This is a genomic window from Mesorhizobium sp. M0587 (genome assembly GCF_040320945.1).
Taxonomy (GTDB): domain Bacteria; phylum Pseudomonadota; class Alphaproteobacteria; order Rhizobiales; family Rhizobiaceae; genus Mesorhizobium.
In genome coordinates this window covers 38,881-51,487 of sequence record NZ_JAMYQP010000035.1, presented here as the reverse complement: position 1 = coordinate 51,487, position 12,607 = coordinate 38,881, and the positions used below count along the sequence as shown (strand labels likewise).

The 12,607-nt window shown below is 63.0% G+C and carries 18 protein-coding genes and 1 pseudogene; 8 read left to right on the top strand and 11 right to left on the bottom strand.

Annotation, left to right across the window (positions count from 1 at the left end):
* Positions 1-15: 15 nt before the first annotated feature.
* On the bottom strand, positions 16-933 hold the full coding sequence (locus tag NKI49_RS25810) for a polyprenyl synthetase family protein (RefSeq protein WP_352600252.1): 918 nt from the start codon (positions 931-933) through the stop codon (positions 16-18).
* A 78-nt stretch (positions 934-1,011) separates the two neighbouring features.
* Between NKI49_RS25810 and NKI49_RS25805 the strand changes: the two genes are divergently transcribed.
* From NKI49_RS25805 to NKI49_RS25795, 3 genes are all read left to right on the top strand, one after another.
* A complete protein-coding gene (locus NKI49_RS25805) occupies positions 1,012-1,773 on the top strand; it encodes a biosynthetic peptidoglycan transglycosylase (RefSeq protein WP_352600250.1) in 762 nt (253 codons plus the stop codon).
* Positions 1,774-1,916: 143 nt separating this feature from the next.
* Positions 1,917-2,099: a 50S ribosomal protein L32 gene (rpmF, locus tag NKI49_RS25800; RefSeq protein WP_008834724.1), complete on the top strand. Its 183-nt coding sequence runs from the start codon at positions 1,917-1,919 to the stop codon at positions 2,097-2,099.
* 335 nt (positions 2,100-2,434) lie between these two features.
* A complete protein-coding gene (locus tag NKI49_RS25795; protein ID WP_352600248.1) occupies positions 2,435-2,836 on the top strand; it encodes a hypothetical protein in 402 nt (133 codons plus the stop codon).
* A gap of 100 nt (positions 2,837-2,936) precedes the next feature.
* Here NKI49_RS25795 and NKI49_RS25790 read toward each other — a convergent pair whose 3' ends face one another.
* The 3 genes from NKI49_RS25790 to NKI49_RS25780 all read right to left on the bottom strand — a co-directional run bounded on the left by NKI49_RS25790 (position 2,937) and on the right by NKI49_RS25780 (position 4,289).
* Positions 2,937-3,368: a GlcG/HbpS family heme-binding protein gene (locus NKI49_RS25790; RefSeq protein WP_352600246.1), complete on the bottom strand. Its 432-nt coding sequence runs from the start codon at positions 3,366-3,368 to the stop codon at positions 2,937-2,939.
* Positions 3,369-3,457: 89 nt separating this feature from the next.
* Positions 3,458-3,691: a hypothetical protein gene (locus NKI49_RS25785; protein WP_352600244.1), complete on the bottom strand. Its 234-nt coding sequence runs from the start codon at positions 3,689-3,691 to the stop codon at positions 3,458-3,460.
* 76 nt (positions 3,692-3,767) lie between these two features.
* Complete coding sequence (locus NKI49_RS25780; protein WP_352600242.1) at positions 3,768-4,289, bottom strand: winged helix-turn-helix transcriptional regulator; 522 nt, start codon at positions 4,287-4,289, stop codon at positions 3,768-3,770.
* Between the two features lie 91 nt (positions 4,290-4,380).
* Between NKI49_RS25780 and NKI49_RS25775 the strand changes: the two are divergent.
* Both NKI49_RS25775 and NKI49_RS25770 read left to right on the top strand, forming a co-directional pair.
* A pseudogene (locus NKI49_RS25775) lies at positions 4,381-5,236 on the top strand (alpha/beta fold hydrolase).
* A 58-nt stretch (positions 5,237-5,294) separates the two neighbouring features.
* Positions 5,295-5,951, top strand: coding sequence for a glutathione S-transferase family protein (locus tag NKI49_RS25770; protein WP_352600240.1), 657 nt, complete (start codon positions 5,295-5,297; stop codon positions 5,949-5,951).
* A gap of 29 nt (positions 5,952-5,980) precedes the next feature.
* Here NKI49_RS25770 and NKI49_RS25765 read toward each other — a convergent pair whose 3' ends face one another.
* The 3 genes from NKI49_RS25765 to NKI49_RS25755 all read right to left on the bottom strand — a co-directional run bounded on the left by NKI49_RS25765 (position 5,981) and on the right by NKI49_RS25755 (position 7,807).
* Entirely contained in the window at positions 5,981-6,244 is a 264-nt protein-coding gene (locus NKI49_RS25765; protein ID WP_352600238.1) for an ArsR/SmtB family transcription factor, read from the bottom strand.
* A gap of 31 nt (positions 6,245-6,275) precedes the next feature.
* Positions 6,276-7,523 (bottom strand): MFS transporter, encoded by a 1,248-nt coding sequence (locus NKI49_RS25760; protein WP_352600236.1) that lies wholly within the window; start codon positions 7,521-7,523, stop codon positions 6,276-6,278.
* Positions 7,524-7,612: 89 nt separating this feature from the next.
* Positions 7,613-7,807 carry a DUF1192 domain-containing protein gene (locus tag NKI49_RS25755; RefSeq protein WP_352600234.1) on the bottom strand — a complete coding sequence of 65 codons (195 nt, stop codon included), beginning with the start codon at positions 7,805-7,807 and terminating at the stop codon, positions 7,613-7,615.
* 123 nt (positions 7,808-7,930) lie between these two features.
* On the opposite strand from NKI49_RS25755, the gene NKI49_RS25750 reads away from it, so the two are divergent.
* The 3 genes from NKI49_RS25750 (at position 7,931) to NKI49_RS25740 (ending at position 10,337) form a co-directional block, all read left to right on the top strand.
* On the top strand, positions 7,931-8,941 hold the full coding sequence (locus NKI49_RS25750) for an NAD(P)H-quinone oxidoreductase (RefSeq protein ID WP_352600232.1): 1,011 nt from the start codon (positions 7,931-7,933) through the stop codon (positions 8,939-8,941).
* 192 nt (positions 8,942-9,133) lie between these two features.
* Entirely contained in the window at positions 9,134-9,274 is a 141-nt protein-coding gene (locus NKI49_RS25745) for a DUF1127 domain-containing protein (protein ID WP_013892619.1), read from the top strand.
* 364 nt (positions 9,275-9,638) lie between these two features.
* Entirely contained in the window at positions 9,639-10,337 is a 699-nt protein-coding gene (locus tag NKI49_RS25740; protein ID WP_352600230.1) for a DUF1013 domain-containing protein, read from the top strand.
* 63 nt (positions 10,338-10,400) lie between these two features.
* Here the strand turns inward: NKI49_RS25740 and NKI49_RS25735 are convergent, their stop codons facing one another.
* The 4 genes from NKI49_RS25735 to NKI49_RS25720 all read right to left on the bottom strand — a co-directional run bounded on the left by NKI49_RS25735 (position 10,401) and on the right by NKI49_RS25720 (position 12,504).
* Complete coding sequence (locus tag NKI49_RS25735) at positions 10,401-11,120, bottom strand: helix-turn-helix transcriptional regulator (protein WP_352600228.1); 720 nt, start codon at positions 11,118-11,120, stop codon at positions 10,401-10,403.
* A gap of 72 nt (positions 11,121-11,192) precedes the next feature.
* On the bottom strand, positions 11,193-11,504 hold the full coding sequence (locus NKI49_RS25730; RefSeq protein WP_352695809.1) for a hypothetical protein: 312 nt from the start codon (positions 11,502-11,504) through the stop codon (positions 11,193-11,195).
* 167 nt (positions 11,505-11,671) lie between these two features.
* Complete coding sequence (locus NKI49_RS25725; RefSeq protein WP_352600226.1) at positions 11,672-12,262, bottom strand: DJ-1/PfpI family protein; 591 nt, start codon at positions 12,260-12,262, stop codon at positions 11,672-11,674.
* Between the two features lie 80 nt (positions 12,263-12,342).
* Positions 12,343-12,504 carry a hypothetical protein gene (locus NKI49_RS25720; RefSeq protein ID WP_081689354.1) on the bottom strand — a complete coding sequence of 54 codons (162 nt, stop codon included), beginning with the start codon at positions 12,502-12,504 and terminating at the stop codon, positions 12,343-12,345.
* Positions 12,505-12,607: the final 103 nt, after the last annotated feature.

Sequence of the window (12,607 nt, the reverse complement as noted above, 5' to 3'; positions counted from 1 at the left end):
TCTCCCGACTCTCTGTCAGCTATTGCGAGTTGCGACGAATTTCGCCGCCGCCTTCAGCATCGCCGCCTGTTCGCCATAGGGTTCAAGCAGCGCGTGCGCCTGGTCGATGAGACCGTGCAACTGGCTGCGCGCCCAGCCCGGACCGTGCAGCGCCACCAGCGTCGCCTTGCCGGCGGCGGCGTCCTTGCCGGTCGCCTTTCCCATCTGCTCGACGTCCGCCGTCAGGTCGAGCAGGTCGTCGGCAAGCTGGAAGGCGAGGCCGGTCGCCGAGCCGAATTCGGCCAGCCTCTCGCGGTCTTCGGACGAGGCGCCGGCAATGAGCGCGCCCGCCTCGCAGGCGAAGCGGATCAGCGCGCCGGTCTTCATTGCCTGCAGCCGGATGATGCCGGCCTCGTCCGGCGGCGCCCGTTCGGCCTCGAGGTCCAGCTTCTGGCCCCCGACCATGCCGCCGGCACCGGCGGCGCGGGCGAGCGCCAGCACCAAGGCTGCCCGCCGTTCGGCTGGCAGCATGGTCGCCTCATCGGCGATGATGTCGAAGGCCAGGGTCAGCAAGGCGTCGCCGGCCAGGATAGCGGTCGCCTCGTCGAAGGCCCTGTGCACGGTCGGTTGGCCGCGGCGAAGATCGTCGTCGTCCATGGCGGGCAGGTCGTCGTGGATCAGCGAGTAGCAGTGCACGCATTCAAGTGCGGCCGCAACGCGCCGCGCCGCTTCGCCGTCGGCGGAAAAAAGTGCCGCACTTTCCATGACCAGGAAGGGGCGCAGACGCTTGCCGCCGTTCAGCACGCCATGGCGCATCGCCGCCATCAGGCGGTCGGGCCGGGCGATCTCACCTGAAAGCGCGCGGTCGTCGAGCAACCGCCGCAGCAGCGTCTCCACGGCGGCTGCCCGCGCAACAAGCGCCATTTCGAACGCCATTTCGTCGTCATTCGTCATGGTCGGGAGCGGTAGCCGACACTCAGACGTTGCGCAAGAAGCCAAGCGCCATTATGCCGGAGCAAGGAGAGGCACGGGTTGGGCGGCTTGGCGGAACCGATCGTCGATCATGAAACCGAAAAGCTGGACATGGCGACGAGATCGAGGCGTGTGAACCGCCGCGGTATCGAGCGCCGGGTCCGGTGCGGCATCGTCGTCGCCGCCGCGCTGGCGCTGGTGCCGGTGGTGCTGACCTTCCTGTATCTGCCATTCTTCGTGCATCCGGTCTCGACTCTGATGCTGAAGGACCTGGCGACTTTCTCCGGCTACGACCGGCGCTGGGTCCCGATCGAGGACGTCGCCCCGGTACTGGCCAATTCGGTCATCATGTCGGAGGACGGGCAGTTCTGCTTCCACCGGGGCGTCGATCTCGGCGAATTGCGGGGTGTCGTCGACGATGCGCTGGCCGGCGAGGCGACTCGCGGCGCCTCGACCATCACCATGCAGACGGTGAAGAACCTTTTCCTCTGGTCGCGGCCGCTGGGCTCGGTACGCAAGGTGGTCGAACTGCCGCTGGCTATCTATTTCGACGCGGTGATGTCGAAGCGGCGCATCATGGAGATCTATCTTAACGTCGCCGAGTGGGGGCCGGGCATCTATGGCATCGAGGCGGCGGCACAGCATCATTTCGGCGTTTCGGCGAAACAACTGTCGCGCCGGCAGGCCGCGCTGCTCGCCGTCAGCCTGCCAAACCCCATCGCCCGCAATCCGGCCAAGCCCGGACCAGGCCTCAGACGGCTTGCCAATCTGATCGAGCGCCGTGCCGGCCGTTCCGGTGCTTATGTCGGTTGTCTCCACTAGTTGTTTCAAAAAAATTCGCGGGCAGCGCTGGCCAAAACGGCATCAGGCGTGTATAGGCACCCGACTTTCTCAGATTCCGGCCCCTGACACGGCCCTTTCACGAGGGCGGGCGGGGCTTTTTGACCATGTAGTGGAGCATATCCATGGCCGTTCCGAAACGAAAAACCTCTCCGTCCAAGCGCGGCATGCGCCGCTCGGCCGACGCCCTGAAGGCCCCGACCTATGTCGAGGACAAGAATTCCGGCGAAATGCGCCGCCCGCACCATATCGACCTGAAGACCGGCATGTATCGCGGTCGCCAGGTGCTGACGCCCAAGGAAAGCTGAGACCAGCTTTCTCGAAGGTCTGAATTAGCGAAAGACCGGCCCGTGGCCGGTCTTTCTGCGTCTGGCGGTCCCGGTCCGAAGGTCGGCCGGTCAAGGCCGGAGTCTCCCGGCTTTCACCCCTGAATCCGGCGGCCCGAATCCGGCGGCATGAATCCGGCAATGAAGGTTCCCTGCGCGCCCGCTTCAAATGCTGGTCAGACGATCATGCGGGCGGGCAACCGGCTGACATCGTTGTTGCACCCGGTCTTCGAGCGTGTTCGCCGCTTTCCACGAAAAATCTTGACGGCGTGCCTGTGGCGCATTCTACAGAAGGTGCCCCCATATGGAGACGCCAGATGTTCGGTGCCGTCCCGCTATTGATCGTACCTTTCGTGCTCTACAACCTCGGCCTGCTCGGGATTTTTGGCAGCGGCGACGATCCGTGGGCTAGCGAAATCTTCTCATTCAGCATGATGTCGGGCGGGGTGTTCTCGATGACGCTCGGCGACCTGATAGTGCTGATCGGGCTGATCTTGCTGTTCCTCGAAATGGTGAAGTCGGCGCGCACGACCAGCGCCTCGATCATGGATCATCTTCTGTCGACGCTGGTTTTCGTGGCGTTCCTGGTCGAGTTCCTGCTGGTGAAGGGCGCGGCGCATTCCATCTTCTTCACGCTGATGATCATCGCACTGTTCGACGTACTGGCTGGCTTCGCGGTGTCGATGCGGTCGGCCAGCCGGGACATCAATCTCAACTAAGTTTTCGGTGCGGAAGTTTGACCGGTCGCTTGTGACGAGCCGCATACGTTGGCGATGAGCAAAACGCCATCGGCTTCGGCCAGTCGCTAAGCTCCGGCGTTCAACCCGGGTCGGCGGTGAAGCCGGCTGCCTCGATACCTGCGATGGCGGCGGCCTCGTCATTGTCGGAGGTGTCGCCGGAGATGCCGACGGCGCCGATAACGGTACCTGCCTTGTCGCGGATCAGCACACCGCCGACGACCGGCAGCACGCGTCCGCCCGACACATCGGAGATGCCGGCGACCAGATGCGGGCGCTCCTTGGCGAATGCCTCGATCCGACGCGATCCCATGCCGATCGCCAGCGCGCCATAAGCCTTGCCCGTCGACATTTGCGGGCGCAGGAACGAGGCGCCGTCCTGGCGCTGGAAAGCGACAAGGTGCCCGCCGGCATCAAGCACCGAGACACCCAGTGGTTTGAGCTTGAGGACAGCGGCCCTGGCGAAAGCGGCATCGATGATCTCAATGGCCTTTTCGAGCAGCAGTGCGGTCATGGCGGTCTCCTGTTTGACATGCGGCGCCGCGCCGACATGCGCTCACGTTCAACGGGGGCAGGGCGGTGTCGAAGCTGCGGAAGAACGCGTCACTTCTTCTTGGCTCGGGCCGGCTTCTTGACAGGTGTTGCCGGCGCGTTGGCCAGATCCTCGGCTTCCTTGGCAAGCCGGAGCGCGCGCAGCTTGTTGGTCTTGGCCTGGCGGGCATCGCTCTCGGCGACATACTCAGCCATCGCTTTCTGGCGGACGGTCGCTGCCTCTTCCTGCTTCTTGAAGCGCTGATCCGCGCGGGCGCGGGCAGTGTCCTTAGAGTTCTCGACCAAGAGCGTATCCAATCCCGTGAATTGTAATTTCCTTCACTTCTAGCAGAGCCGGCCTGTTAACGGGAAAATAAGTTGGTCACGCAGCCGGACTGGCGGCGAGAGCCTTGCTGGCGACCACGGCTTCGTAGGCTTCCTGAAGGGTCGCCCGAACGGTAGGTCCGGCGGCCGGGTCCGCCGGCGTACCGAGGTGCTCGTGGCGCAACTCGTTCATGAATTTCTCCCACAGCGGCGGCCCGCCCTTTTCCAGGAGTTCGGCGCGGATCGAGAGCTCTTCGCTGACCGGGAGCCAGACACGGCCCCAGGCACCGAGATGGGCCAGGATCGGCACCAGCGTGATGGCCATCTCGGTCAGGCTGTAGATCGCCTTCTGCTTGTGCGAGGGGTCGTCGGCCTTGGTCAGCATGCCGAGTTCCATCAGCCGTTTCAGCCGGTCGGCGAGGATGTTCGAGGCGATGCCTTCCATCGAGCCGTTGAGCAACTCGCGAAAATGGCGCTTGCCGCCGAAAATCATGTCGCGAAGGATGATCAGGCTCCAGCGGTCGCCGAACACTTCCAGCGACAGGTTGATCGGACAGCCGGACCGGCGATCAAGGGTCATTCGATTCTCTCCATAAACCGGTTGCATTATCGTATCAGTTTCAATATGGTGCAACTGATTGCAAAATGCAAGCAGATAAGGAGGCCAAGCGATGACCGTGATCGAACGTCCTGAGATCATATCTCAAACCTTTGGCGATCCGGCAGATCCCGCCCTGTTGCTGATCATGGGAGCGATGGCGTCGATGCTTTGGTGGCCGGAGGAATTTTGCCGGAAACTGGCGGCTGCCGGCCTGTTCGTGATCCGCTACGACAATCGCGATACCGGATGCTCGACCAAATATCCGCCGGGAGAGCCCCCTTACACATTCGATGACATGGCGGACGATGCGATCGACGTTCTGGACAACCATGGCATCGCCAAGGCCCACATCGCCGGCATGTCGATGGGCGGCATGATCGCGCAGCTCGTGGCCCTCAAACATCCCTCCCGCGTCGCGTCGCTGACCGTGATCAGCAGCTCGCCCGTGGGATTGGACACCTCGCATTTGCCGCAGATGAATGATGGCTACGTCGAGCATTCGGCCGAGGGGGCGAAAGTCGATTGGTCGGACCGCCGGCAGGTAATCGATTTCATCGTCAGGGATGCGCGGGCGATCGCCAGCACCGTGCACCCATTCGACGAAGCCCGGATGAGAGCCTTCGCCGAACAGGATTATGACCGGTCGGTCGGCTTTCTGAGCGCGACCAATCATTTCATGCTCAGGGGCGGCGATGAGTGGAAGGGCCGTCTGCACGAAATGACGGCGCCGCTGCTGGTTATCCACGGCACGACGGATCCGATCTTTCCGGTCGAGCATGGCGAGGCGATGGCCGCGGCGGTCGCCGGCCCCGAAAATCCTTCGCATCGAAGGCGGCGGGCATGAACTGCATCCCGAAGACTGGCCAATGATGTCAGCCGCAATGGTCGCCCACATCGAGGCCAATCAAGGTAGCACCCCATCTTGACGAGCAGGGCCTACCTGACGGCACGGCTACGACCAACCACAAAGCAAACGAGCAAAACATGGCCCTGACATTTCATTTCCATCCGCTGGCCTCCTTCTGCTGGAAGCCGCTGATCGCGCTGTATGAAAACGACATACCGTTCACCCCGGTCGTCGTTGATCTTGGCGATGAGCAATCGCGCGCGGCTTTCCTGAAGATATCGCCGACCGGCAAGATGCCGGCTCTGCGCGACGATGCACGCGGCCGCACGGTGCTGGAATCGACCATCGTCGTGGAATATCTGGCGGCGCACTATCCGGGGCCGGTTGAACTCATTCCTGCCGAGATCGACCTGGCGCTGGCCGTTCGCCAGGCTGATCGTTTTTATGACTTCTATGTGCAGGAGCCGATGCAGAAGATCGTCGGCGACCGGCTGCGCCCCGAGGACAAGACCGATCCGTTCGGCGTCGAACAGGCCCGCGGCCAGCTGCGGGATTCCTACGCCATCATCGAGCAGGACATGCATACGAAGATTTGGGCGATGGGTGATACCTTCACCATGGCCGATTGCGCGGCTTCTCCCGCGCTGTTCTATGCCAACAAAGTCGAGCCGTTCGGCGACAGATACCCGGCCATGAAGCGCTATCATGACCGCCTGGTGCAGCGCCCTGCCTTCAGCAGGGTGATCGAGGAAGCACAGCCCTACTTCAAACTCTTTCCGTACAACAACGGTTGATCACGATGCTGCCGGGCGAGCCAGAACGGTCAGGCTTCCCAGAACTGATCGAGCCAGATGTTGAGTTTCAGGAAACCGGCATTGCTGACCGTGTAGACGCGCCTTGTTCCTTCGGCCTTGGCTTGGACCAGCCCGGCATCGAGCAGGACCTTGAGATGCTGCGAAACGGCCGGGCGTGAGACTGGCAGCCCGGACGCCAGTTCGTTGACGGTTTTCGGGCCGCGTCGAAGTTCTTCCAAGAGATAACGCCGGTTGGGGTCGGCAATCGCCATGAAGGCGTCGGAAAACATCATGTCTTATTTGTGAGGCAAAGCTTTTCGAATCTCAACCGTCGGTTTCTACTTTTCTTCTTGGATCAAGCCGCAACGCTTCCGGCGTCACCGAGCGGTCGGCCGGTTGGGTCTTGAAGGCGTCGCGATCCTCGATCGGCACCGGCGCGCGGCGGCTGATGCGCAGCAGCGTGTAGCCGGCCAAGCAGAGATGCGCGAAGGCCGTCGCCAGGAACAGGCCTTCCGGGCGCATCCAGCTCATCAGCGCCGCCGCCAGCAAGGGCCCGATCATGGTGCCGAAACCGTAAAGCAAGAGCAGACCGCCGGAAACCTTGACGAAGTCCTCGGCACTGGCGTGGTCGTTGGCATGCGCCACGGCGATCGAATAGAGCGTGTAGGCGAACGCGCCGTAAGCGGCGGTGAAGACGATGACGAAGACGCCGGAGCGCGGTTCGAACAGGAAGATCATGAGCGCGAACAGCGCCGCGCCGAAGGCCGCCCCTGCCAGCACGAAACGCCGGTCGGTCTTATCGGACATGCGGCCGGCCGGAAGCTGCATGGCGGCGCCGGCAACGACCACAAGGCTCATCATCAACGCGATCTCGGCGGTGGAGATGCCGATGCGGGCACCGTAAACGGCGCCTAGCGTGCCCCAGGCGCCGTTGGCTATGCCGATCAGCACGCAGGCGATGGCCGAGACCGGCGAGTTGGCGTAGAGCCCCCTGACGTCGAGCTTGACGTCTTGCAGCGGCTTGGGATGCGAGGCTGTCGAAACCGCGGTTGGGATCAGCGACAGGCAGAACAGGATGCCGGTGATCATGAACAGCGACGCCGATTTTACATCGCCGCCGGCGACGATCATCTGCCCCCCCATGATCGAGGCGTAGGTGACCATCATATAGAGGCCGAACACCGTGCCGCGGTTTTCGTTGGTGGCTTTCTCGTTCAGCCAGCTTTCGATGACCATGAAGGCACCGGCCATGGTGAAGCCGGTAAAGGCGCGCAGCAGGATCCAGATATATTCATCGATGACCAGCCCGGTGAGCAAAGCCACGATGGCGCCGGAAGCGGCGAAGGCGCCGAAGGCGCGCACATGCCCGGCGCGGCGCACGATGCGCGGCGCGAAGAAGCAGCCGGTGACGAAGCCGCCGGCCCAGGCCGTGCCCATCAGGCCGAGCGATGCGGTCGAAAAGCCTTCCACCTGGCCGCGCAGGGGCAACAGCAGTCCGTGCAATCCCGACGCAGCCAGCAGGAAGGCGGTGCCGCGAAGCAGAGAAAGGATCGGTCGGTAGGCTGCGAGCATTTTTTGATCCGGCTGGATTTTGGGAGGATGCAGGGCCTGAAGACAGCCGCATTCCGGCTTTTCCGCGGCGGACCGTTCCGTCCGTTTATCTACCCGCGCCGGAACAGCGCTTCGGCCGCCGATTTGGTGTTATCCTTGGTCTTGAGCTCGGTCTCCAGCCGGGCAATTTCGGCGCGCAGGAGATCGATCCGCTCGGACAGTTCGCCGACTGAAAGCAGCGACAAGTCCTGCCCGATTTCGTGCGGGCGCGCCTTCTTCTTGGGCTCGTCGTCGAAGATCGCCATGGGTCGCTCCTCCTCCGCTACACCGGATTGGCCATTTGCCTGCTTTGGCAATCAGCATACATAGGGCAGGGGCGTCGATGCAAACAGCCGATCCGATAACGGCGAGAAAAGACGGTAAATCTTATGGCGAGTGGACAGAAAATTCCGGCAAGAATGACGGCCATCGCGATCTCGGCGCCGGGTGGTCCCCGGGTGCTGAAACCGGAAATGCGCGACGTGCCGCAGCCCGGCCCCGGCGAGATACTGATCAAGGTCCACGCCGCCGGCGTCAACCGACCCGACGTGCAGCAGCGCAAGGGCGTCTATCCGCCGCCGCCCGGCGCTTCGGACCTGCCCGGCCTCGAGGCGTCGGGCGAAGTGGCGGCCCTTGGCGACGACATATCGCGCTGGCGCATCGGCGACCGGGTTTGTGCGCTGACGCCCGGCGGCGGTTATGCCGAATATGTCAAGGTTCATGCCGGCAGCGTTCTGCCGCTGCCGGCCGGCTTCACCCACACGGAAGCGGCCGCCGTGCCGGAAAACTATTTCACGGTCTGGCACAATATGTTCGAGCGCGGCGGCCTGAAGAAAGGCGAGACGCTGCTGGTCCATGGTGGCTCATCCGGCATCGGCACCACGGCTATCCAGCTTGCCGCGGCCTTCGGCGCCTATGTCATCACCACCGCCGGCAGCAAAGAAAAGTGCGATGCCTGCCTGAGGCTCGGCGCCGACCGGGCGATCAATTACCGCGAGGAGGACTTCGTCGCCGCGGTGAAGGAGGCAACAGGAGGCAAAGGGGCGAACGTCATCCTCGACATGGTCGGCGGCGACTATGTGGCCCGAAACTACGAGGCTGCGGCCGTCGAGGGCCGCATTGTCCAGATCGCCTTGCAGGCCGGCGCCGTTGCCAGCGCCGATTTTTCGAAGATCATGGTCAAGCGGTTGACGCACACCGGGTCGACGTTGAGGCCCCGCACCGTGGAGTTCAAGGCGGCGATCGCGACGGCGCTGGAAGCGCAGGTGTGGCCCTTGCTCGGGACGCGCAAGGTGGCTCCGGTCATGGACATGATCTTCCCGCTCAGCGAGGCCTGGCGCGCGCATGAGCGAATGGAGGAGGGCGAGCATATCGGCAAGATCGTGCTCGACGTCGGCTGATAGGGCGATAGCCTGGGCCGGTCGGCAGGCGGACCGGGCCGGCCAAGGCTGGCGCCTGCCTAGAAGCTGAACAAAAGTTAATGGTGCAATGCAGCATTTGCATCATTGCTATGCAAAATCAGCCATTCAAGTCCCGATCGATGATGACTATTTGAGCATCATCGAAACGAACAACTCATTTGGAGGACCACCATGAACCCGATCCGCGCTTTCCGTAACTGGCGCATGTACAACGAGACCGTGCGCGAACTGAACCGCCTCAATGCGCGTCAGCTCAGCGATCTCGGCATCAACCGCGGCGACATCGAACGGATCGCCCGCCAGGCGATCTGATGTCGGGTATGGTCCGCTCAAAAAGCGGACCATGCCGTAGAAGCAAGAGCCGAGCCAGGCGCTTTGCCGCCGCCGGTTCCGAGCCCGCTGGACCCAGTCCGGCGGGTTTTGTCGTTTTGGCGGCAGGGATGGCATGGTCGGGCCGACGGCCGCCTTGACCGAGATCGGCCGCATCGCCGGCGCGACACCTTAATGTGCTAGCGCCCTGCAATTGACCGGACGCCCCAGGCGCTTCGAAAAACGGCGCTTCCAAAAACGTTGCGAAACGACCGGAGAGCGGTTATACAGACCGCGAATTTCCCATTTTGGTGGCTCTAAACCACCGCCCGCGCGGGAACGCGGGCGAACGAGAAGGATTTTTACAATGGCCAATACGTTGCTGATGCCCAAGGCGACCGCCGTCTGGCTGGTCGACAACACCGCGCTTTCGTTCGAGCAGATCGCGCAGTTCTGCGGGCTGCATCCGCTTGAGGTCAAGGCGATCGCCGACGGCGAGGCGGCGCAAGGCATCAAGGGCATGGACCCGATCATGACCGGCCAGCTGACACGCGACGAGATCGCGCGCGCCGAGAAGGACCCGAACCAGCGCCTGAAGCTTTCCGACCCCAAGGTGCGGGTGCCGGAATCCAAGCGCAAGGGACCGCGCTATACGCCGCTGTCGAAGCGTCAGGACCGGCCGAATGCCATCCTGTGGCTGGTGCGCAACCATCCCGAGCTGAAGGACGCGCAGATCTCGCGCCTCGTCGGCACCACCAAGTCGACGATCGAGCAGATCCGCGAGCGCAAGCACTGGAACTCGGCCAATCTGCAGCCGATGGACCCGGTGACGCTCGGTCTTGCTTCGCAGATCGACCTCGACATGGAAGTCAACCGTGCGTCGCGCGGTCGCGAGCAGGCGCAGCCGGTCGGCGACACGCTGCTGCCGGCGGCGTTGACCGAACGGCTGGTTCCGGCTCCCGAAAAGCCGAAGGACGAGGACGCTGAACTCGACGCCAACGCCGTGTTCGCCAAGCTCTCGGCTCTGAAGTCGAAGGACAAAGATAACGACGACGACGAGGAATAGAATTCTCGCGAACTCAACAAAAAAGCCCGCTTCGAGCGGGCTTTTCTATGTAGTCCGGAGGTTTCAGCTTCGCGCCGCGCGGTCCGGCGCCATGCCATAATCCTCGCTCCGTTCCACCGCACGGTAGAAATCCGCAAGCTGCTTGCCGCGCTCCGGCTTAAAGATGCGGCCGGCAATGACCACCGAGGCGATGCGATCGATGCGGAAGGCGCGGAAGTCATCGCGCATTTCGCACCAGGCGACCAGCGTCCATACCTTGCCCCAGAACCACAAGCCCAGCGGCCGGATATCGCGCGCCGTGCCGCGCCCGGCCTCGTCGGAATAGTCGATCGTCAGCACCTGGCGCTTTTCAACCGCGCGTTCAATCAGGTCGATCGCCTCGCGGGCGGCGTCGCTGACCACCCACATCGGGGTGTGAATCTCGGTGCGGGCGATGCGGTCCTTCTCGGCTTCGGGCAGCACAGCGCCGATCTTGACCAGCGCCTCGTCGGCGGCGCGCGCCATGGCGGCACCGCCGAAGGCACGCACCATGCGGGCGCCGGCGACCAGCGCCACGATCTCGTCACGCGTGAACATCAACGGCGGAAGGTCGAAACCCTCCCTCATCATGTAGCCAACGCCGGCCTCGCCGTCGATCGGCACTCCGGTGGACTGGAGGTCGGCAATGTCGCGATAGATCGTTCGCTCGGAAACCTCGAGCCACGTGCCGAGCTTCTGGGCGGTGACCAGACGGCCACCACGCAGATGCTGCACGATCTGAAAGAGCCTGTCGGCGCGGCGCATCGTGTGGTCCCTCGGTGTTGCTCCTATGCATGTCGTGGTCCCAAACCGGTTCCCACTCCTGGGCGACATGCATTACGGTTTCAGCCCTTCGCGCTTGCGCTGCGCGGCGAAGAATTCCGCGCCGAAGGACAATTTCCTCACTGTCGGCGTCCCGGCGTCGAGTACGCGCCAGAAAGGTGCCACGTCGCTCAACGTCGTGCCGCGCACAAGATCCTCTTTGGCAGCCTCGGCAACGGTGCGCAGATGATAGCCTGTTGTGACCGGGCATGTCACTTCGGCGCCGTGGTCTGTCGCAAGTGCCGTGCGCAGCGCACGCACATCCAACTCGACGCCTTCGGGAAGGAAACGGATTAAATCATCAACTTGCCGCGCTGTCGGCAGCATTGGCTGGCTCTCGATTACGTCCCCCACTGCGCGTGATGCGATCTTGATGCCGTTGATGCCCGATGGATCCAGCCTGTCGTTCCAACTTTTCATCGATCGTCCTCTCGACCGCCGACGCGCAGCATCTTGATTTCGCATCATTGCACGTGCCTCCTGACAGCATACTGTCAGGAGGCTTCAGCATATTCCCTGGCGAAGAGTGTCCGCATCTGAGCGAGATCGCCGCTTCTTTCGGGGTAGAGTGCCTTCAGAAAGGCCAACGCGAATGTGCCTGGCGCCGAGCCCGGCGCCGAAACGACTTTGCCGTCGGCAACGGCATGCGGCACATCCTGATAATTGCTTTCGCCAGCATAGTTGGCTTCGTGGCCGTTGATCCAGTCGCGGCCATTGCTGGTGTGCCTAGCCTTCTCGAAGAGGCCGGCCCGAGCCAGCGCCAGCGTCCCGGCGCAGATACCGCCGACCACGCCGCCGCGTGATGCCACCGCGTTGAGCAGTTCGGCCACATCAGGCGGCGCCTTGCCTGCCCACTGGTCGGAGCCGATGACGGCGACGGCATCCAGATCGGCATTCTCATCGATCCCGGTAGAGCGGTCGGGCGTCAGCCGAAACCCGCTTATGCCAGCGACCGGCTTGCCATCGGGCGTCAGCGAAACGGCGCGAGCGCCGAACCATTCGACCGCCGACGCCGCCAGGAGCCCATATTCCCAGTCGGCGAAGCCTTCGATAAACAGAAATCCGATCTTCTTCTGTTCTGGCATATGCCTGCTCCCTCCCACACGCCGGATCTATATCTGGGCATCCGCCCGGTTCGCGTCCAACACCGCGTCGAGAATTTGGCTCAATTGCCGCGACGGTCGGTATACATGTCGGGCCAGCCTATATCCTTGCGGATATCCGACGGAAGCGAGTTCATGAAGCGCTGGGTACGGATCTCGTTGCGCATCGTCCGGATCTTGCCGACATAGTGCTGCATGCCGCGCAGAATGGTCAAACCGTTCATGGCTAGTCTCCTCTCTTTGAATGGAGACACTATCGCATACCCCTCCTGACAGCAGTCTGTCAGGAGGATGACAGGCGGGCGACGACAATCGCGACCAGTGCAT

What these genes read in the sequence shown, in the direction of transcription:
- NKI49_RS25810 (WP_352600252.1), bottom strand. Translation starts at nt 933, where the DNA reads ATGACGAATGACGACGAAATGGCGTTCGAAATGGCGCTTGTTGCGCGG.
- rpmF (WP_008834724.1), top strand. Translation starts at nt 1,917, where the DNA reads ATGGCCGTTCCGAAACGAAAAACCTCTCCGTCCAAGCGCGGCATGCGC.
- NKI49_RS25795 (WP_352600248.1), top strand. Translation starts at nt 2,435, where the DNA reads ATGTTCGGTGCCGTCCCGCTATTGATCGTACCTTTCGTGCTCTACAAC.
- NKI49_RS25790 (WP_352600246.1), bottom strand. Translation starts at nt 3,368, where the DNA reads ATGACCGCACTGCTGCTCGAAAAGGCCATTGAGATCATCGATGCCGCT.
- NKI49_RS25780 (WP_352600242.1), bottom strand. Translation starts at nt 4,289, where the DNA reads ATGACCCTTGATCGCCGGTCCGGCTGTCCGATCAACCTGTCGCTGGAA.
- NKI49_RS25770 (WP_352600240.1), top strand. Translation starts at nt 5,295, where the DNA reads ATGGCCCTGACATTTCATTTCCATCCGCTGGCCTCCTTCTGCTGGAAG.
- NKI49_RS25765 (WP_352600238.1), bottom strand. Translation starts at nt 6,244, where the DNA reads ATGATGTTTTCCGACGCCTTCATGGCGATTGCCGACCCCAACCGGCGT.
- NKI49_RS25760 (WP_352600236.1), bottom strand. Translation starts at nt 7,523, where the DNA reads ATGCTCGCAGCCTACCGACCGATCCTTTCTCTGCTTCGCGGCACCGCC.
- NKI49_RS25755 (WP_352600234.1), bottom strand. Translation starts at nt 7,807, where the DNA reads ATGGCGATCTTCGACGACGAGCCCAAGAAGAAGGCGCGCCCGCACGAA.
- NKI49_RS25750 (WP_352600232.1), top strand. Translation starts at nt 7,931, where the DNA reads ATGGCGAGTGGACAGAAAATTCCGGCAAGAATGACGGCCATCGCGATC.
- NKI49_RS25745 (WP_013892619.1), top strand. Translation starts at nt 9,134, where the DNA reads ATGAACCCGATCCGCGCTTTCCGTAACTGGCGCATGTACAACGAGACC.
- NKI49_RS25740 (WP_352600230.1), top strand. Translation starts at nt 9,639, where the DNA reads ATGGCCAATACGTTGCTGATGCCCAAGGCGACCGCCGTCTGGCTGGTC.
- NKI49_RS25735 (WP_352600228.1), bottom strand. Translation starts at nt 11,120, where the DNA reads ATGCGCCGCGCCGACAGGCTCTTTCAGATCGTGCAGCATCTGCGTGGT.
- NKI49_RS25730 (WP_352695809.1), bottom strand. Translation starts at nt 11,504, where the DNA reads ATGCTGCCGACAGCGCGGCAAGTTGATGATTTAATCCGTTTCCTTCCC.
- NKI49_RS25725 (WP_352600226.1), bottom strand. Translation starts at nt 12,262, where the DNA reads ATGCCAGAACAGAAGAAGATCGGATTTCTGTTTATCGAAGGCTTCGCC.
- NKI49_RS25720 (WP_081689354.1), bottom strand. Translation starts at nt 12,504, where the DNA reads ATGAACGGTTTGACCATTCTGCGCGGCATGCAGCACTATGTCGGCAAG.